Origin of the sequence: Ginsengibacter hankyongi (assembly GCF_008710285.1) — a bacterium.
GTDB classification, from domain to species: domain Bacteria; phylum Bacteroidota; class Bacteroidia; order Chitinophagales; family Chitinophagaceae; genus Ginsengibacter; species Ginsengibacter hankyongi.
The window spans coordinates 117,035-136,805 of sequence record NZ_VYQF01000001.1 but is presented as its reverse complement, the minus strand read 5'-3'; the positions used below and the strand labels follow the sequence as shown (position 1 = coordinate 136,805).

15 protein-coding genes are annotated in these 19,771 nt (G+C 39.1%); 14 read left to right on the top strand and 1 reads right to left on the bottom strand.

From position 1 onward, the window contains the following. Nucleotides 1-335 precede the first annotated feature (335 nt). The 10 genes from FW778_RS00545 (at nt 336) to FW778_RS00500 (ending at nt 10,876) form a co-directional block, all read left to right on the top strand. Nucleotides 336-1,094, top strand: a complete 759-nt coding sequence (locus FW778_RS00545; RefSeq protein ID WP_150412627.1) for a hypothetical protein — start codon at nt 336-338, stop codon at nt 1,092-1,094. 4 nt (nt 1,095-1,098) lie between these two features. After that, nucleotides 1,099-1,761 carry a hypothetical protein gene (locus FW778_RS00540; protein ID WP_235905992.1) on the top strand — a complete coding sequence of 221 codons (663 nt, stop codon included), beginning with the start codon at nt 1,099-1,101 and terminating at the stop codon, nt 1,759-1,761. Nucleotide 1,762: 1 nt separating this feature from the next. Further along, nucleotides 1,763-2,782, top strand: coding sequence for a sensor histidine kinase (locus tag FW778_RS00535; RefSeq protein ID WP_235905991.1), 1,020 nt, complete (start codon nt 1,763-1,765; stop codon nt 2,780-2,782). A gap of 566 nt (nt 2,783-3,348) precedes the next feature. Next, a complete protein-coding gene (locus FW778_RS00530; RefSeq protein WP_150412624.1) occupies nt 3,349-3,945 on the top strand; it encodes a phage integrase SAM-like domain and Arm DNA-binding domain-containing protein in 597 nt (198 codons plus the stop codon). Next, nucleotides 3,932-4,144, top strand: a complete 213-nt coding sequence (locus tag FW778_RS00525) for a hypothetical protein (RefSeq protein WP_150412623.1) — start codon at nt 3,932-3,934, stop codon at nt 4,142-4,144. The genes FW778_RS00530 and FW778_RS00525 overlap by 14 nt, the downstream gene beginning before the upstream one ends. A gap of 152 nt (nt 4,145-4,296) precedes the next feature. Further along, nucleotides 4,297-6,075 carry an L-lactate permease gene (locus tag FW778_RS00520; RefSeq protein WP_150412622.1) on the top strand — a complete coding sequence of 593 codons (1,779 nt, stop codon included), beginning with the start codon at nt 4,297-4,299 and terminating at the stop codon, nt 6,073-6,075. Nucleotides 6,076-6,117: 42 nt separating this feature from the next. After that, nucleotides 6,118-7,278 carry a glycerate kinase gene (locus FW778_RS00515; protein WP_150412621.1) on the top strand — a complete coding sequence of 387 codons (1,161 nt, stop codon included), beginning with the start codon at nt 6,118-6,120 and terminating at the stop codon, nt 7,276-7,278. A gap of 165 nt (nt 7,279-7,443) precedes the next feature. Next, nucleotides 7,444-7,710, top strand: coding sequence for a helix-turn-helix domain-containing protein (locus FW778_RS00510; RefSeq protein ID WP_150412620.1), 267 nt, complete (start codon nt 7,444-7,446; stop codon nt 7,708-7,710). Nucleotides 7,711-8,732: 1,022 nt separating this feature from the next. Further along, nucleotides 8,733-10,382, top strand: a complete 1,650-nt coding sequence (locus tag FW778_RS00505; protein ID WP_150412619.1) for a glycoside hydrolase family 95 protein — start codon at nt 8,733-8,735, stop codon at nt 10,380-10,382. Beyond that, nucleotides 10,325-10,876, top strand: a complete 552-nt coding sequence (locus FW778_RS00500) for a glycosyl hydrolase family 95 catalytic domain-containing protein (protein ID WP_150412618.1) — start codon at nt 10,325-10,327, stop codon at nt 10,874-10,876. Before FW778_RS00505 ends, FW778_RS00500 begins: the two co-directional genes overlap by 58 nt. Before the next feature lie 256 nt (nt 10,877-11,132). Here FW778_RS00500 and FW778_RS00495 read toward each other — a convergent pair whose 3' ends face one another. Then, entirely contained in the window at nt 11,133-12,311 is a 1,179-nt protein-coding gene (locus FW778_RS00495; RefSeq protein WP_150412617.1) for a LacI family DNA-binding transcriptional regulator, read from the bottom strand. Between the two features lie 376 nt (nt 12,312-12,687). On the opposite strand from FW778_RS00495, the gene FW778_RS00490 reads away from it, so the two are divergent. The 4 genes from FW778_RS00490 to FW778_RS00475 all read left to right on the top strand — a co-directional run bounded on the left by FW778_RS00490 (nt 12,688) and on the right by FW778_RS00475 (nt 19,674). Further along, nucleotides 12,688-14,970, top strand: coding sequence for an FAD-dependent oxidoreductase (locus tag FW778_RS00490; RefSeq protein ID WP_150412616.1), 2,283 nt, complete (start codon nt 12,688-12,690; stop codon nt 14,968-14,970). A gap of 85 nt (nt 14,971-15,055) precedes the next feature. Further along, on the top strand, nt 15,056-17,296 hold the full coding sequence (locus tag FW778_RS00485; RefSeq protein ID WP_150412615.1) for a glycoside hydrolase family 95 protein: 2,241 nt from the start codon (nt 15,056-15,058) through the stop codon (nt 17,294-17,296). Further along, on the top strand, nt 17,283-19,229 hold the full coding sequence (locus tag FW778_RS00480) for a cellulase N-terminal Ig-like domain-containing protein (protein WP_202552014.1): 1,947 nt from the start codon (nt 17,283-17,285) through the stop codon (nt 19,227-19,229). Before FW778_RS00485 ends, FW778_RS00480 begins: the two co-directional genes overlap by 14 nt. Nucleotides 19,230-19,353: 124 nt before the next feature. Beyond that, on the top strand, nt 19,354-19,674 hold the full coding sequence (locus FW778_RS00475) for a hypothetical protein (RefSeq protein ID WP_150412614.1): 321 nt from the start codon (nt 19,354-19,356) through the stop codon (nt 19,672-19,674). The last annotated feature ends 97 nt before the right edge of the window (nt 19,675-19,771 follow it).

Below are 19,771 nucleotides of genomic sequence, written 5' to 3'. Positions count from 1 at the left end.
CACGCATGATGATTGCTCAGATCCGCAAAAAATACAAGAAGAAAAAAGGAGATTTCATTTCAGTAAAGGAGTTCTGTGACTTCACTGGCCTTCAGGAAGATTCAGTATTTCCGTTTCTTAATAGTTAATGCACAGTATTAATTCGGGTCATTTTACCAGCCCAATAGAAAATAAAGATATTTCAAACTATTTTTTTGTACGATCATTATAATTATCTTGTAGTGCGTTTCACTTTTACCTCTCCTAACTATAAGACTTACCTGCTAATCTCGAAACCTCTATTCGTAAATCAGGAAATTTTTAGTCAACGACTTTAAACCTTCAAATTTCATTTTATGCCAAACGCTAATTTTTCATCATTCCAAAAAATGCTATTTTCTCATCGAAAACTATTTTCACTGGTAATTATTTTAGGCGCATGTTGCATTTTGCAAGCTTGTAATTCCGGGAATAATAAGCAGATTAATAGAACTGACACAACCAGTAGAGTTAGTACCGACACTTCCATTCCGTCGAAATCGTTTTTAAGCAAAATATGTATTGAATCAAATTTACACATTTTATACGCCAGCACACCCGACATGGTAAAGCTTTACAGGCGCCTACATGTACAAAGAACTGAAAAAATTATCTTTCAAATTTATTGGCAAAACGGCGTTTTTTCTCTCGCTGCTTTTGAAGGAAAAAAAGAACAAGAAGGCAATACAGACTTTGGTAACAACAGGGCTCCACTGATTTTGCAAGTGTCCTCCGAATTTCCAGGTACGGGAGTGTTTGACATGAACGGCATAAATGTTCTGCTATCTGATCAGGAGCTTAATTCAAAGAACGATCAGCATTCAAACAACGACGACATTGCAAACCTGCATAACTATCTTACTGGTTCAACTCCACCTCCCGCTAATTTTATAACATTTACCCCATCCATTGTGCCACTTTCCCCAAATATATACACGATTCAATATGTACTAGGTTACACTAATAAAGAACCCTCCCGATCCCCATGGGAGAAAAATAAACCTTTTTTTATGAATTATCCTGCCATACCAGGCGTTTCACCAACAAACCCAACCCCGCCCAGAAATTCATATTAAACTAATGAAGGTATTGCAGGAAATTTTTGATTGGTCAGAAGTATGGGCTTTAATCATTCCATTAATCGTACTGCTTTTAAAGCCTCACCAACCGAGATTTCTATTGCCTGTCATTTGGTACCTGTGGACAGCACTTCTTATAAATGTATTGATTGATGTAATAAGTGACTTTCCGGGAAAAACGTTTTTAGGGGATTCTAACAACTCTTTATACAATATTCATTCGGTCGTCAGGTTTATATGTTTCAGCCTTTTCTTCTATTATAGCGATAAAGTATACAGCAGAAAAATTGTGCTAATTGTCGCTTTGCTTTTCGCTTCCTTCGTTATAGTTAATTTTGCATTTTTCGAAAATTTTTTTAATTATGATTCTTTCAGCAGTACATTATTTATTGTAGAATCTTTTTGCTTATTGATATTTTGCCTGCTCTATTACCTGCACGAATTAAATGCAGAGTCCGAAAGAATTACTAGTACAAAAAAATTTTGGTTAGTTACCGGGTTGAGCACCTACGTTGTGATCAATTTCTTTGTGTTCCTTTTTTATGAACCTTTACTATCGCAAAATTTTCAAATGGCCATCAAAATTTGGAATGTTCACAATCTGGCTTATATTCTTCTTTGCATTTTGATAGCTAAAACATTCTATGCACCTTCTTTTAATTGATATGGAAACAAGGATTATTATAGGCGTTACTGCGATGGTATTGCTGTTTGCCAGTTTCATTATCGCATTCATTAGTAGTCAGAAAAAAAAGATTCAATACCATAAAAACCTGAATATTTTGCATGAGCAGCAAAGGCTCGCACTCACGCAACAAAATGAATCTCTGGAAACGAGGGTTGAAGAAAGAACGCTTGAGCTATCCCAGCAAAAAGAAATGTTGCAAAAATCATTAAACAGTCTTAAATCTGCGCAGTTGCAGCTCATACAATCTGAAAAAATGGCTTCGTTAGGAGAGCTTACGGCCGGCATAGCTCACGAAATACAAAACCCACTCAATTTTGTCAATAATTTTTCAGATATCAATCTAGAACTATTGATTGATATGAAAGATGAAATTAATAAGGGTAATCTTGACGAAGTAAGGGCCATTGCAAATGATATTACAGAAAACGAAGAGAAGATCAATCATCATGGACGGCGAGCTGATGCGATTGTAAAGGGTATGCTTCAACACAGTGGTGGCAGTACCGGCGAAAAGGAACCTACAGATATCAACGTACTGTGCGATGAATATTTACGTTTGAGTTATCACGGTTTTAAGGCGAAAGATAAATCCTTCAATACAGCCATCAAAACAGATTTTGATTCGAGTCTTGGTAAAATAGAAATAGTTCCGCAAGATATTGGAAGAGTTCTTTTGAATTTATTTACCAACGCCTTCTATGCCCTCAATAAAAAAAAGACTACTGCTGATAGCTCATATCAACCGATGGTATTTGTCCAAACTATCAAAGTGACTGACAGTGTAAAAATAATTATCCAGGACAATGGAGTTGGAATTCCACCGAAAATAGCCGATAAAATTTTTCAGCCTTTTTTCACAACCAAGCCCACGGGCGAAGGAACCGGTTTAGGATTAAGCATCAGTTATGATATAGTTAAAGCTCATGGTGGTAAATTAACAGTTGAGAGCGAAGAGGGCGTTAAGACAACATTCATTATTGAAATCCCGCTAACATAGGTAAAGCATACAAAAGCCTGGTAAAAGCCCACTGTAAAGCGTGTATGCCTAATGGTTAGTTATAAATATATTAGGCTAAAATGTACCGTTTTAAGTAAGTATTTCTTAAATTTACATAGCACTTTAGCTCTTTTTGATGTATATGAATTAAAAGTGAATGATAGGTTACCAATTCGGTTACCAATGCAATCAGCTCTTATAACCCACTGAATCTTAAGCGATATTTTAGGCGGTTCGAGTCCAGCCAGATCACTAATTTATAGTTCAGAAGAAATAAAAAGCCCGAAAACTCAATGTTTGCGGGCTTTTTTGTTTTATGAGATTGATCAAAATGCTCATTTAAGCGCATAGTAATCGTGAGTAATTCATGAGTTCGATTCGATTAAAAATATGACTCACGATTTTCGAACTCACGATTTGAAAATGTACATGTCCTGTCTTTGAACATCTCTTGTCAAAGGAAAGCTGAGGTTCTAATTTTATAACCTTAAAACTATTATTATGCTTGGCAAAAATTTTAGTATGCTTTTCTACTTAAAAAGCCAAAAAATTATCTACGTAGACACATGCCTATTTACATGCGAAGCACTGTCAACGGACTTGTAAAGGAATTAGCTACTTCACGCAAAAGTGATCCTGAACTATGGGATCAAAAATCTGAAAAGGCCTATGGAAAAGGGGAGTATATCAAGGAACTAAATAACCACCTTTCCACGCTAAAAGTAAAGATCTTTGAAGCAAGGGCTGGTGCTTACAGAGACAAACAAACCGGTTACTCAAAAACATCCTTTTCGGTATTGTTGAAAAATCAAAAAACAATTTTAGAAGTTTTCAAAAAGCACAATGAGCAGTTGGCAGCATTGGTGGATTCCGAGTATTCGCCTGCTACATTAAGGCGTTATAAAATCTCGTTTGGACATATCCTTTCTTTTATAAAATGGAAATATGATTTAGAAGACTTTGAGATCAATAAGCTCAATTATGATTTTTTGACTGACTACGTATTTTGGCTTAAGTCGGTTCGCAAGTGTAACCATAACACAACGATGAAGTATACATGTAATTTCAGAAAAATTGTCAACGGTTGTATTCGCCATGGCTGGCTAACAAGAGATCCTTTTTGGGGATTTAAAATGTCAACGCAGAATAATGCGGGAGAATAATTTGCACCCGACCATTATTCGTATAGAAAAAGCCAATTTATTTTTTGAGCATGTCTTTATCAAATCATTTGCAAATGAAACAGGTGTTGCTGTTGAGTTGTATGAAAATGATGGAAGTTTGGGAGCCGCACTGGGCGCGGGTGTGGGTGCAGGATTTTCAAATCACATAGTGAAGCATACTCTAATTTTAGACCAATAAGAAAATTTGAACCAACCAATAGTTCTATTTATGACGAGCTTTACAAAGAATGGAAGCAGTTGTTGGGAAATTATCCGTAACGATTAAAATATTTTTGTAATACCTTTTAAGCAACTTTAACTCTTCTGTAAATACGGTAAAAAAGTAAATTTATGAACTGGTCACAAGTTATTAATCCGTTTAATAACATTACTTTATCTGCATTCGTGGCTGTAATTCCCATACTTTTTATCTTCTGGGCATTAATAATAAAGAGAATGAGGGGGTCTAAGGCCAGTTTAATAGCCACTGGAATTGCCCTATTTATAGCAATCATTATCTATGGCATGCCGGTTAAATTAGCACTGCTTTCTGCTGTAAACGGGGCATTGTATGGCTTGTTCCCGATTTGCTGGATTGTTATTACCGCACTTTTTTTATTCAATATTACTGTGGAAAGCGGCCAATTTGAAATTATAAAGCATTTTATGGCATCGGTCACTTCCGACAGAAGACTACAAGCGCTGTTAATTGCTTTTTCATTTGGCGCTTTTCTGGAAGGTACCGCCGGTTTTGGAGCACCTGTGGCCATAACTGCCGCAATGCTTGTTGGACTTGGCTTTGATCCCCTTTATGCTGCCGGAATTTGTCTCATTGCCAATACAGCACCGGTTGCATTTGGTTCTATTGGTATACCGATAACGGTTGCATCGCAGGTATCCTCAATTCCTGAGATGGCAATTTCACAAATGGTCGGCAGAACGCTTCCAATATTATCTGTAATGCTTCCCTTTTATTTGGTAGTATTAATGTGTGGATTAAAAAAAACAAAAGAAGTATTGCCCGCTATATTAGTATCAGGAATTTCTTTTGCTGTAATTCAATGGGCGTGTTCTAATTTTTTAGGCCCCTCTCTTCCTGATATCCTTGCCGGTATTGGTTCAATAATAAGCCTTATAGCTTTTTTAAAATTCTGGAAACCGAAAAATATCTGGAGATTTCCCAATGAGGTTTCTACGTCAATTACGGGGAAAAAAAAGTATTCAACCGGCCAGATTATCAGAGCATGGTCGCCATTTATTTTGTTGACAATAATGATTGTAGCCTGGGGGCTGCAACCGGTAAAAGAAGTTCTCAATTCTTTCGGACAAATAGAGTTCAAATTTTGGGGAATTCACAACGTCATTCTAAGTGCGGATGGTAAATTGATATCGCATGTTTTTAAATTTAATTATTTATCAGCAGCCGGGACGGCTATTTTAATATCGGCAATTATCGCAATCCCTTTAATAGGACTAAACTTCAGTGATGGTGTAAAAATATTTATGCTAACACTTAAACAACTTAAATTTCCTGTGATTACGGTAACATCTGTTTTGGGATTCGCGTACCTGGTCAATGATTCAGGCATTATCTTAACTTTAGCTGCTGTATTGGCAAATACAGGCTCTCTGTTTCCTTTCTTTGCCCCGGTACTTGGTTGGTTGGGAGTATTCATAACAGGCTCCGACACGTCTTCCAATGCATTATTTAGCAAACTCCAGGCCGTTACTGCTACGTCAATAGGGGTAGATCCGGTAGTAACAGTTGCTGCAAATGTTTCCGGCGGTGTTATCGGTAAAATGATTTCTCCTCCGTCTATTGCGGTTGCCGCGGCCGCAGGAAATCTTGTTGGCAAAGAATCTGAGCTTTTCAGATTTACACTGAAGCACAGTTTTATTATGCTGATTTTCATCTGCTTTATTGTTTTATTGCAGGCTTATCTGTTTAGTTGGATGGTGCCAGGTTATCACCTGCTAACCGCTGAAATCTCTTATATTAATTATGATCTATCATTAGGTTCAAGGTACCTCCTTGTACTGGCAATTATTTTGATTATTTTCATGATTACTATCAAATTAATCAAGAATAGGGTGAATAAAAAGCCCGTAAGAAAAGCGCAATATGATTAACCATCATCATTTCAATTAACGCTATTTTATAAAAGATCCATTATGAATATTCTCATTTCTCCAAATGCTTTTAAACATAGCCTAAATGCAAGTGAAGCGGCGAGAGCAATAAAGGAAGGATTGGTGCAGAGTAAACTAGATTGTACCTGCGAATGTTTTCCTATAGGAGATGGAGGAGATGGAACGGGATTTTTAATAATGGAGAAATGCAAGGGGATCCCGGTAAATGCAGTGGTTCACGATCCTTTGGGAAGAAAAATACACGCCTCATTTGGTTTAATAGAAGCAGGCAAAACTGCTGTGATAGAAATGGCCACAGCATCGGGTCTGCGGTTACTACAGCCTGATGAATTGAATCCATTGGAGGCAACTTCATTTGGTACCGGGGAACTCATTAAAAATGCCCTGGATAAAGGAGTGAAAAAGATCATAGTAGGAATGGGAGGCTCTGCCACAGTGGACGGTGGTATCGGAATACTCAAAGCGCTAGGTGTTCGTTTTTTAAATGCAGATGGCAGAGATTTGCCTTCCTCACCAGGGTACCTCTCAAAACTTGCGGCCATTGATTTATCGGAAATTGACAAAAGAGTTGAGGAGTGCGAAGTGATTGTACTCTGTGATGTTGACAACCATTTATTAGGTAAGCATGGATCTGCATCTGTATTTGGCCCTCAAAAGGGTGCTTCCTATTCGTCTGTACAGGAATTAGATGCGGCTCTTTCGAGGCTATCAGAAGTGGTACTGCAAAATACAGGCAAGGACATATCAGAATTAAAGTATGGAGGTACTGCCGGTGGCGCTGCTGCAGGGTTGTACGGTTTATTGAATGCAAAAATGGTAAACGGGATTGACTATTTTCTTCAGCTTACTGATTTTGATCTGGCATTGGAAAAATGTGATTTGGTTATTACCGGAGAAGGCAGCATAGACGATCAAACAATGAAAGGAAAAGGTCCATTTGGTGTGGCTTCCCGCGCGAAGCTTAAAAGGCTACCTGTCATTGGTATGGCAGGGAAAGTACCTTTAATACCAGATACTAATTTGCGGAAATACTTTGACGTGTTAATACCAATCGGGCATCAACCTTTGAAGATGCCAACTGCGTTAGCATTTACTGAAAACAACCTTATTAGAACAAGCAGGGAGATAGGAAATTTATTGGTATTAGGTGGCCTGATCGGCAAAAGGGAGAAAAAGACGTGAAGGAAGACATTAAAAAGGGGCCTTCACAGAAAGCAGGGGATTTAAACAATTCAAAAAAAAAGACGACCAGGAAGGGGATGTCAGTTTGAAATAAAAAGCGAATTATATTAAGAGCGCCTGGGCAAGAAGGTAGCAACTATTACTCCATCAATAAAACAACGTGAAATGGCTATCGAGGTAGTTAAAAAAGAGGACCTGCAGCAATTCAAAGTCCAGTTGTTAAACGATATAAAGCAATTGCTGAAATCACCAGTAGCACAACCGGTTAAACCCTGGCTTAAAAATTCAGAGGTAAGAAAACTGTTGGATATTTCGTCCAACACGATCCGGAGGCTTGGGTTGTCCCGTGAACTCCGCCACAGCAAGATCGGCGGAATATATTATTACTGGTACGAGGATATAGAAAAGTTGCTGAAGAGCAATAGCGTGTGATGTGTGAGATTTCTGTTTTAAAAAGGAGGGGAATGGAACAAGTGAGTGCGTTAACCGGGTTTTACGAGGCGATCAATGATGACGGCAGATCGGCCTCACTCATATCAGTTTTTACATGGCGCTTTTCCAGTTTTTTAACTTAAACCGGTTTTTGTAATCCCATAAATATTACGAGGGCTTCCGTGATGGAAATGGCCAAAATAAGCGGACTGGCTACCTACCATAAGTGTATTAAAGACTCCATGATTTTGGACACATTCAGTATATGCCATCTTTTAATCCGGCTGTTTGCAGCCGGATTTTTTTGTTGAAGGTCTGGATGATTCAATTTTTGGTAAAAAAGCAGGTTTTGTTCCTTCGATAAAAAGGTTTATGGTAAAAGCGGCAAAATAGAGAATGTTAATATAATTGAATGGAAAGACAATTTTAGATAAGAAAGCAAGCCGGTTTCATTCTTTATTTGTTATTTGGTAATCAGCCAATGAAAATAACCGGGTAGCGCCGGTGGTGGAAAAATATTTTTATAAAAGATCATCACGTACAGACGATTTACCAGGAATTTTTGAAATGAAAAATCGAAACTACAATTCACTTGTTATTTTAGTAACCTCGCTGGTTTTTTTACCCGGCACGGTGAAATCTTTATATATCGCTATTGCAGCTATTGTATTGGTGGTAGCGTCATTATTTTTCAGTACTTCGATGCCGAAGTCAAAAAAGAGTACCTGTTACTAAATAGGCTTATTTGTACAACCCACTCAACATTGTTTTCGTATACGGTCCCAATAACTTGCCTTTATTCGTATTTGCGGTATATGTACATTTAAAAAGACGTAAATAAAAAGATATTATTTAACTAAAAGAATGATGAAAGATTATTATGACCAACGATAAAGTTTTACCATTTTTAAAAATACACGACGTTGAAGTTGTTGAAGTTTGACGATTGGTTTAAAAAATGGAGAGTTTAAAAAATTGCCAATGCCACAAGGGTAATTAATATATTCTTAAGAATAAAAATTATGTTGATAGACAAAGCTTTAAAATTATTTGTTTGTAGTGTAATAATGTGTTTATCAGTTGCTGCTCAAACAAATGGTAAAGAACGCGGTATTCAGAATCAAACGTTATGGTACGATACGCCGGCTGCAAACTGGCTTCAGGCATTACCATTGGGTAATGGTTCATTGGGTGCAACGGTTTTTGGAGGTACAGCAACAGAAAGGATCCAATTCAATGAAAGCTCTCTAGTAACCGGCACTACTAAAGTTGTAGGAAGCTATCAACCTTTCGGAAATATCTTTATCCACTGGAAACATCATACTGTTGGAAATTATAAGAGAATGCTATTGCTGGACCAGGCGCTTCATCACACCGAATATGTTGCGGACGGCATTCATTTTAAACACGAATATTTTATCAGTCATCCTGCGAAAGCAATGGTGATGCAGATCTCTTCTGAAAAGCCTCACTCTATTACTGCCAACATCGTCATGAAAGATGCACATCAATCTTTTTCTGTGGTTCAGAAAAATCGGATTTCATTCAAGGGTTTACTAGGAAATCAAATGAAGTACGAGGCGATACTGCAGGTAAATAGTACAGGTGGTAGGTTAATACGAACTGATAGCTCCATCATTGTTAAAAATGCTGATAAATTGACATTGACACTTGTAGCTGGAACGTCGTTCCGTCCTTATTCGGGAGAAAATTGGCTGGGTGCAGATCCCCATGATGAGTTAGTAAAAAGAATTAGTCGTGTGTCTCGCCAATCTTATCAAGAATTAAAAAAGGATCATGTAAATGACTTTGAAAGGTTGTTTAGTCGTGTTGTGTTTTATCTTGGTGAAACACCGGGTATACCCACCAACAAAAGAATAGAAGCTTATAACAAAGGTCAAAGGGATCATGCATTGGAAACCCTGTTGTTTCAATATGGCAGATATTTGTTGATCAGTTCTTCCCGAAAAGGCGGTCTGCCTGCCAATTTACAGGGGATCTGGAATGATGAATATAAGCCAGCCTGGTACTCGCAATACACTACCAATATCAATGTTCAAATGAATTACTGGCCTGCTGAAGTGACCAACTTGGCTGAGTGCCATTTTCCACTATTTGATTGGGTAGAAAACCTGGCTGCTGTAAGTAAAAATTCTGGTGATTCTGTTTTGAAAACGACGAAAGGCTGGATAGCTTATAGCACTAATAATATTATGGGAGGACCTAGTAAATGGCGCTTGCATCGGCCTGGCAATGCATGGATGTCGCAGCATTTCTGGGAGCATTATGCTTTTACGAATGATACGAATTTTCTGCGGAAGAGAGCTTACCCCATGCTCAAGCAATTGGTGGAATACTGGGAAGGTCATTTGGTAGAACGTACAGATGGCAAGCTAGTTACACCTGACGGTTGGTCTCCCGAACATGGTCCTCATAAAAACGAAAGTGATAAAAGTCCATATCCCGGAGTCTCTTATGATCAGCAGATTGTTTATGATTTGTTCACAAATTATCTTGATGCTGCCTCAGTGTTAAATGTCGAGCAGTCGTATCGCAAAAAAGTAGAGGTCATGCGAGCTAAACTACTTGGCCCACAAATAGGCAGTGGGGACAGTTGCAGGAATGGATGGAAGATTGGGACGATTCTACAGATCATCACCGTCCCTCTTTAGCCAAAGCTGCACTGATTTCTTTAAATTCCCGCGGAGATAGCAGTGTTGGTTGGAGCAGTGCATGGAAGATTAACTTGTATGCCCGGCTGCAGCAGGGAAACAGGGCTTATCAGATGGTGCAAAGCCTTTTTCGACATAGTATTTCTTATAACCTATTAGACACGTATCCTCCCTTTCAAATTGATGCCAACTTTGGTTATACGGCAGGTTTAAGCGAGATGCTATTGCAGAGTCACACCGGTGAAATTGATTTACTGCCTGCTTTACCTGATGCGTGGAGACAGGGTTTAATAAAGGGCTTAAAGGCCAGAGGCAACGTGGAAGTGAGTTTATTTTGGAAAGATGGGCAATTGCAAAAGGCCATTTTAAAGGCAGCAAAAAGTGGCTCCTACCGAATCCGATACGGTCGAACGACTAAAACTATTGAGCTTTTAGGTGGAAAGGCGTATCAATTTAATGCTCAATTGCAGGAACGTCAGTTTATCAGTAGGTGATAAATGTCCAAGCTCATTTGTTGCAGTTCTTTGTGTTTTTTCTATATTACTTAAGAACAGCAACAATAACAAATGTTAATCGGAAGTCAAGGCATCCAAACATTAACAACGGGGCTATTGTTGCCTGATGTGGCTTTGCCCCATACCTCCGTGAGCGTAGAGTCTATATGCTGAAATAAGAAGAAATAGCATACCTCCAAAAGACAGATTAATTGACTTAATGATTCATTGTATCTAATTATTAGATTAGATTGTTCTATAAATGCTGCACTCTCTTTGAAGAATCTCTTACGATCAGGTGTCCTTTTACTGTAACATTTTCTGAAGTGCTATTTTGATCAATGATCCTGTTCAATAAAAGCTTTGCGGTTTTTTCACCTATTAATCCCGTACGCACATCAAAAGTTGTTAACTGAGGTTCAATGATTTCGCCAGTATACTCATTACCAAATCCTGCTACACAAACAGTATCTGGAACCTTGATGTGGAGTTTTTTTAAGTACTGTATGGTTTGTACGGCACTTTTGTCAGAAATGGAAAAAACAGCATCAACGGGAACATCTAAATGCAACCAATTATCTACGGAAGAGTGTACCGATTTGGTGCTGAAATCAACATTGGCTACAAGTTTTGGATCTAAGGGAATTTTGAATTTATTTAAGGCCTTGTAGTACCCCTCTAATCGTTTTTTAGAAATCATTAAATGTGGTGGCCCCAATAATATTCCAATACGCCTACAGCCCATTTCAATCAGGTGTTCCGTTACCTGGATAGCCCCGTTTTCATCCTCGCAGAAAACGCAGGGCGTTTCTACTTCCAGTGATACCCTGTAAAATTGAACAATTGGAATACCTCGCCTCAACTGTATTTTTATATGATCAAAAGTTGAAGTTTCCAACGAATGGCAGAATAATAATCCGTCAATCATATTGTTCATCAATGCCTGAACATTGGCGACTTCAGTTTGATGTAAGTCATCTGACTGGCAAATCACTACCCGGTATCCTGCCTGTGATGAAACGTGCTGAATACCGCTTAGCATCGTGGCAAAAAAGGTAGTATGTAAATTTGGAATGATGACACCCAATGTATGCGTTGATCTTGTAACTAGACTTTGTGCAAGCGCGTTCGGTTCATATGCCAATTCTTTAGCAATGCTCTTTATTGCTACTTTTGTTTTTTCGCTGATATCAGGATGGTTATTCAGTGCCCTTGATACGGTTGAAACAGATACCCCCACCGCTTTCGCAATATCCAATAAGGATGTTTGACCTCCTGAATTAGGCTTTTGTTTTTTTCTTGATTTTATGCTTTCATGATATATTGTGAAATGATAATTACAATCCTTACAATAGAAACGTTGCTTTTTGCGAACGATACCCGACTTCTGAACGGTTTCAGCTTTTTCACACCTGGGGCAGACAACTCTTGGCATACTATTTAATTTATGTATCTATCGAAAACGATTTCGCAAATGATTTCGATAGGTAAATTTTGGAATGCATATTTTAGTTAGTTCAAATTTATGCTAATGATGATACTTTTAACAGGTTTATTTATAACAATGGTAAAATATTTTGTTATCATATATTTTATTTGTGAAAATTTAAATTGCCTCCCTATGTCTCGGTACTTTTTTTGGCTTTTATACTTTCTTTGTTATCACGGCATACTGACTGGTATTTTTCGTTTATTTTTTCAGTGTTATCTAGACAATTTTATCGCTATCCTGCAAATGCTGAAGGCATATTGGAGAGTAGCTGACCGGCTCGAGGCTTAAAAAACTTTATTTATTTACAATAATTCGAAACATGATAACTAATGCGGAAAAATTGTTTAGGGATCTGAAAAAAAAGGAAATTGAATCCGACTTGGTTGTTGTAGGCGGCGGTATTGCGGGGGTTTGTGCGTCAATTGCGGCCGCAAGATTGGGGCTCAAAGTTGTGCTTGTTAACGACAGACCGGTTTTAGGAGGGAATGCGTCCAGTGAGGTAAGGTTGTGGGTACTGGGAGCAACCTCTCACATGGGTAATAACAACCGATGGTCACGGGAGGGCGGAATTATTGATGAATTATTGGTAGAAAACATGTACCGTAATCCGGAGGGTAACGCTGTGATATTTGATACCATTATCCTCGATAAAGTGATTCAAGAAAATAATATTACATTGTTACTAAACACGTCAGTCTATCATGTGCTCAAAAAGGAAGAAGACAGGATTTACGCAGTAGAAGGTTTCTGCAGTCAGAATCAGATTAAATATACATTAAGTGCGCCCCTATTTGTAGACGCATCGGGAGATGGGATAGTTGGCTTTTTATCCGGCGCAGCTTTTAGAATGGGAGCCGAATCTACGGAAGAATTTGGAGAAAAATTTGCTCCATCAAAAGAGTATGGTGAATTGCTGGGACATTCCTTATATTTTTATACAAAGGATACGGGTAAAAAGGTGAAATATATTCCGCCTTCATATGCATTAAAGGATATTACAGCAATACCACGTTACAGAGGATTTAATACAAATGAATTTGGATGCAGGCTCTGGTGGATCGAGTATGGTGGCAGACTGGATACAGTGCATGACACCGAAAAAATAAAATGGGAACTTTGGAAAGTGGTGTATGGAGTTTGGAATCATATAAAAAATTCGGGGGAATTTCCGGATGCTGAAAACTTAACACTTGAATGGGTAGGTACCATCCCGGGTAAAAGGGAAAGCAGGCGGTTCGAAGGTGACTATATAATTCGCCAGCAAGATATTGTTGAACAAAGGGTACATGCTGATGCGGTGGCCTTTGGTGGATGGAGCATCGATCTTCATCCAGCGGATGGGGTGTTTAGTGAAAAGCCCGGATGTAATCAATGGCATAGTAAAGGTATTTATCAAATTCCATTGCGATCCTTATACAGTCGAAATGTCAAAAATCTTTTTCTTGCAGGCCGTATCATCAGTTCAACGCACGTTGCTTTCGCATCTACAAGGGTAATGGCAACCTGCGGTTGTATTGGTCAAGCGGTAGGTACTGCTGCCTGGTTGTGCAAATCAAAAAGTCTAATTCCCGCAACGCTTTTGGTAAAAGAAAACATCAATAATCTACAACAGGCATTGTTAAGAGCAGGTCATTTTATACCGGGTATTATACATAATGATTCGTTCGACCTTGTCGCAGCCGCTACACTTACTGCCAGTAGTGAACTGCATTTAAATGAACTGAGGGATGATAATTTGTTTAAAACTTTAGAAGTTTCTTTTGGTCAGCTAATTCCTTTGTTACCCGGTAAAGTTCCAACATTGATTGTTCAAACGGAAGCGGAAATTGAGACAAAGCTGGAAGTGCAACTAAGGATCAGCCGAAACATTAACAATTATACTCCCGAAACAATTTTGGAAACATTGTCATTTGAAATGTCGCCAGGGCGTAATTGTATCCAACTCAATTTTAACCAGTTAATGCCTGAAAAGGGGTATGCTTTTATTTGCTTTCTCAAAAACCCGCAGGTTTCGTTGCATTTTTCAGAACAAAGGGTTACAGGAATTTTATCTGTTTTTAACCATATCAATGTTGCAGTATCCAATTACGGAAAGCAATCTCCAACCGACGATATTGGAGTAGAGGCATTTGAATTCTGGTGCCCAAAAAGAAGGCCTGAGGGGCAAAATTTAGCCATTAAGATTGAAGACGGCCTTTATCCTTTTTCAGTTGAAAATATTCGCAATGGTATTGGCAGGCCAACGACTCATCCGAACGCTTGGGTGGCAGATTACAATGATCCTTCCCCCTCGGTTACACTAAATTGGAGTGGACCGAAGCGTATTAAATGCATTGAGATTTGTTTCGACACAGATTTTGACCATCCAATGGAATCGGTATTGCTGGGCCACCCCGAACGGGTAATGCCTTTTTGCGTAAGAAACTATTCAATCATCGACCAGTCGGGCAACGTAGTGTATAAAAAAGAAGACAATTATCAATCGCTTAATACCATCCTATTTGATGAGGCACTGGTTACAGACATGCTCCAATTGAAATGTGATCACCCTTCAAAAGATACACCAGTAGCCATTTTTGCGATCAGGTGTTACGAAAACTAACATGCAATCATGGAACGTTTGGATTTTATAGTGATGGTGTTTTATTGCCAGCTGGTATATTGATAACAAAAAAAGTACAAACCAAATGAATAAACCGGCTCATCGATTGCTTTTTTTAGGGGTAATATTTTTATTATTAAATGCAGGTTTGCAGGGCCAGGTAACCAAGCCCATCCCGGTGGCCATGAAATTTAATATTCCGGCAAATAACTGGCTGGAAGCTTTACCGCTGGGGAATGGCTTTTTAGGTGCGATGGTTTTTGGCGGCGCCAACCATGAACGCATCCAGTTTAATGAATCATCACTTATTACCGGCACAACAAATAAGGTGGGTTATTATCAGCCTTTCGGTAATGTGCTGATTAATTTTAATCATGGGGAGGTCGTTGGTTATCATAGAGAATTGCTATTAAATGAGGGGGTTCATAAAATAAGTTATAGCGCAGGGAAGAACAAATTTTACCGAACTTATTTTATTAGTAACCCAGATCGGGTAATGGTTATGAAATATACTTCCCAGGGCAATGCAAAAATTTCCTGCAAGATCATGCTTAATGATGCGCACCAGTCAAAAACTATTGTAAATGGTTCCAAATTAATTTTTAAAGGGAAACTTCTAGAAAATAACATGGAATATGAAGCCCAACTGCTGGTGAAACTAAAAGGCGGCCGCATGACTGAAGACAGCACGGGTATTGAGGTTAAAAATGCAAACGAGATCGAATTATACCTTGTTGCAGGAACTTCATTTGTGAATGATCCATTGGTTCAATTCAAAGGCGAAGCACCGCACAATAAGCTCGAACAACAACTGTTGGGCGCTGTTACAAAAACATATGCTCAATTATTTGCCAGCCACGTCACTGATTTTAGTCGCCTGTTTAACAAGGTGGAATTAAAGTTGGGGAAACAAAATAACCTGGATATCACAGAACGATTTACAGCCTACAACAAAGGCGCCATCGATCCTGATTTTGAAGCATTATTATTTCAATATGGAAGATACCTGCTCATCAGTTCTTCGAGGCCTGGTGGACTGCCCGCCAATCTCCAGGGAATCTGGAATGATGAATTTAAACCGGCCTGGTATGCACAATACACCACCAATATTAATGTGGAAATGAATTATTGGCTGGCTGAACCAACAGGTTTATCTGAATGCCATTTACCTCTTTTCGATTGGATTGAACACATCGGATATATTCAAAAAAAATCAACAGATTCCGCACTGAAGACAAAAAAAGGTTGGATCATTTACAACACCAATAATATCATGGGAGGGCCTTCAGCCTGGCGGATCCATCGTCCCGGCAGCGCCTGGTTGAGTCAGCATCTCTGGGAACATGTTGCGTTTACAAATGACACTGCCTTCCTGCGTAAAAGGGCCTATCCCCTATTAAAAGAGATTACGGAATATTGGGAAGATCACCTCGTTGAAGGGCCAAATCACAAATTAATTACACCATATGGCTGGTCACCGGAACATGGTCCAGGAAAAAACGAAGGCGATAAATCACCTTACCCCGGTGCATCCTATGATCAGCAAATTGTATACGACCTGTTTGGTAATTACATCGCGGCTGCAACAAAACTAGGAATAGACCAGGCTTACTGTGCTAAAATAACCTCCATGCAAAAACGCTTGTTGGGTCCCCAGGTTGGCCGGTGGGGGCAATTGCAGGAATGGATGGATGACGTAGATGATTCTACCGACCATCACCGGCACAATTCACACCTGTTTGCCGTGTATCCCGGCAAACAAATCAGTCCCATTTATACGCCCGATTGGGCGAGGGCAGCAAAGAAATCTTTGGACTCAAGAGGCAATGTCAGTACCGGGTGGAGCACTGCCTGGAAGATGAATATTTATGCCCGTTTATTGGAGGGTAACAAAGCATATCAATTATTGAGAACGTTGTTAAAACCAGTGCCGGTAGAGCGCTCAGGTTTTTCGTTTGATGGCGGCTTGTACCCTAATTTGTTTGATGCGCATACGCCCTTTCAGATAGATGGCAACTTCGGCTACACGGCAGCGGTAGTGGAGATGCTGCTGCAAAGCCATTTGGGTGAAATCCACCTGTTACCTGCCTTGCCGGATGCCTGGCAGGAGGGCTCAGTAAAAGGACTGATAGCACGCGGAAATGTTCGGGTGGATATCACCTGGAAAAAAGGAAATCTGGAAAATGTAATTTTCAAAGCAGCAGAAAATGCTACTGCTAAAATCAGGTATGGGCAACTGGTAAAAGAAATCTACCTGGTTGCAGGAAAAGAATATGTTTTGAATCAGGAATTAAATAAAATCAATAAGTCGTATGTTGAAAAATAAATTTATCACCCGCATTGTTATTTTTATACTCCTTTTTGCCGCCAACCAAAGTATTTCTGCCCAGCAATCAGCCCTCAAAAGAGTGTTGGTAAACCAGGCAGGGTATAATTCAGGTGAATCCAAACGTTTTGTTGCCTGGGGTATTGCTGATAAAACCGGCTTTGAAATCGTATCTGCTACCACTGGTAAAACGGTCTTTAAAGGAATCATTAAAAATTACAGCGGGGATTTTTCTTTGTTCAATCCGGTTGATCATGTATCTGAATATATAATCAAGGTGAATGGTTTGCAGTCGTCGGTTCCCTTTAAAATTGCCCCCTTTTACCTCGAATTAATCTCCTCCAAATTAGCCTATGATTTTTTTGTGGATGTTCGAGGTTCAACAGATCCGGTTCATTCAAATGAAGCAAAGGTGTACGGTGGAGGACCTTCAAGAGACTGTGGCGCTTACGGATTGGAAACTGTTTTTGAAACCATGTTTTATGCCAGTAACCCTGCGTTGTTTGATAACTGGAAAAATGAAATGGGCGAAGGGAAGATGCCGGACCTGGTGGCACTGATTTTATGGCATGCCGAATTTGCGTACAATCATATAAATTATAACGGGCCCGTTGCAGAAAGGCATGGCTGGTTGGGATATAAGGATAGCGCCAAAATGAATTATGATTATTGGAATACACTCGATCAGCTTGCAGCAGTCTGTGCTGCTTACCATAGTTTTTTAAAGCCATACTTGTCAGCAGAAAAATACCAGGCATACAGAAAGGTATGCCTCGAAAAATGGACCGCTTACGACCGGCATAAGGTAGTAAGGTATTGGACTTATAGTACCAAATGGGTTGACTCGGGGTACCAGGAATTCAATGAGATGGGCAATGCGTTCGGGCAATCGGTATTCAGCAATCTATTCATGTACCTCTGCGAAAAAAACGAAGCTGATGGCAAGCCGGAACAGTTTTTAAAATGGGCACAGCTAAGTGCTGAAGATATTATTAAAAACTGGGATTTTAACAATCCCAGGCATATGTGGTGGATTAGAAATGCCGAACATATTACACCACAAGCGCTGGCTTTTTTTCTACTAACGGTACCCGATAAGGCACCAAAAGGTACGAAAGAAAAGTTGACAGCCTGGGCCAATCATATTAGTGCTAAAACCACCAATCCCTGGCAATACAGGGTACACAATGATACGGAAAGGGCTCACCCAAAGACCAAAGAACTGGGTGGCGCTCCTGCATTGGGGGGGAGTTTATTTGCTGCAGCCTATTTACTTAATCAACCACAATTAAGGGAACTGGCATGGAGCCAGGTGAATTTTGTATTTGGCCTGAATCCTCTGGGAGCTCACTTAAGTAATAAAAGTAAAGAAAGAGTAGCGCTCAATGGATATTGGGAAGGCGTAGAATACGGATGGCCTGATTCGCATCCAAATGGATATGGTCAATTGGGCCTTGTAAGAGGCACGTTAGATGGCACACCGCTGGATAAAGATTTTCCAAGAATGAATCAAAAGGTAGATGGTAAAATGGCAGATACGGCCACGGATAAAATTGGAAAAAACGCTTACGCCACTGAAGGATGGGCTATCTCCAATAGAGGCTGGATGGCAACATTGACTTTTTCATCTTTACACAGTACTGCCATTTATTTCGTTAATGCCGCAGGCAAAAAAATAACACATGTAGGTAAGCTTAAAAAGGTATTTATTCGCCTAAAGGCGCCATTAAATCTTCATCCTGATAAAGTAGATGAAGCTTGGGTTGAACTAAAAGAGGAAGATGCGCCAACAATTAAATACCAATTAAAAGAGACAGGACCTGATACCGGTACTTTCAGTGCAGCCTACACGCCAGGGCAATTTCATAAGGTAACTGCTTCCTACGGATACTCGGGGTTTAAAAAACAGGCAGTATTGGAGGTGAAAAAATAATACTATCAATGGGTGGATAGAGCCAAATGAAAAATCTAACAGTTTCTTAAAATATAAACTTAATTAATATTTTTTATAACATTCAAAAATGTTATAGGATATGGATTCAAAAATAATTACTTGCATGTATAGAGTGAAAATCAGGAAAATGACCATTTTTAAATCGATCATTATTTCATTTTTTTCATTTGTAATAGCCTCAGTTTGTGTTGCTCAAAATACAAATAAGCCCTATGCAGATTTTTTTGTTTCAACCATTGGGAATGATCGGTGGTCCGGGAAATTATCCGAGCCAAATGCTGATAGAACGGATGGACCTTTTGCAAGTATTAAAAAAGCAAAAGCAGCAGTAAAGAGTTTTAAAAACGGGGTATATAGAGATATTTTTATTTTAATTCGGGGAGGAGAGTATCATTTAGCGGAAAATAAAAATTCATTGCTCTAAAGGTCGCAGTGATGGATTGAGAACGGTGTACCTAAGATGTTGTTTTGTGCAGTATATGGGAAAGACGAAAATTACAATGTTGCTATTTCAATAAAGA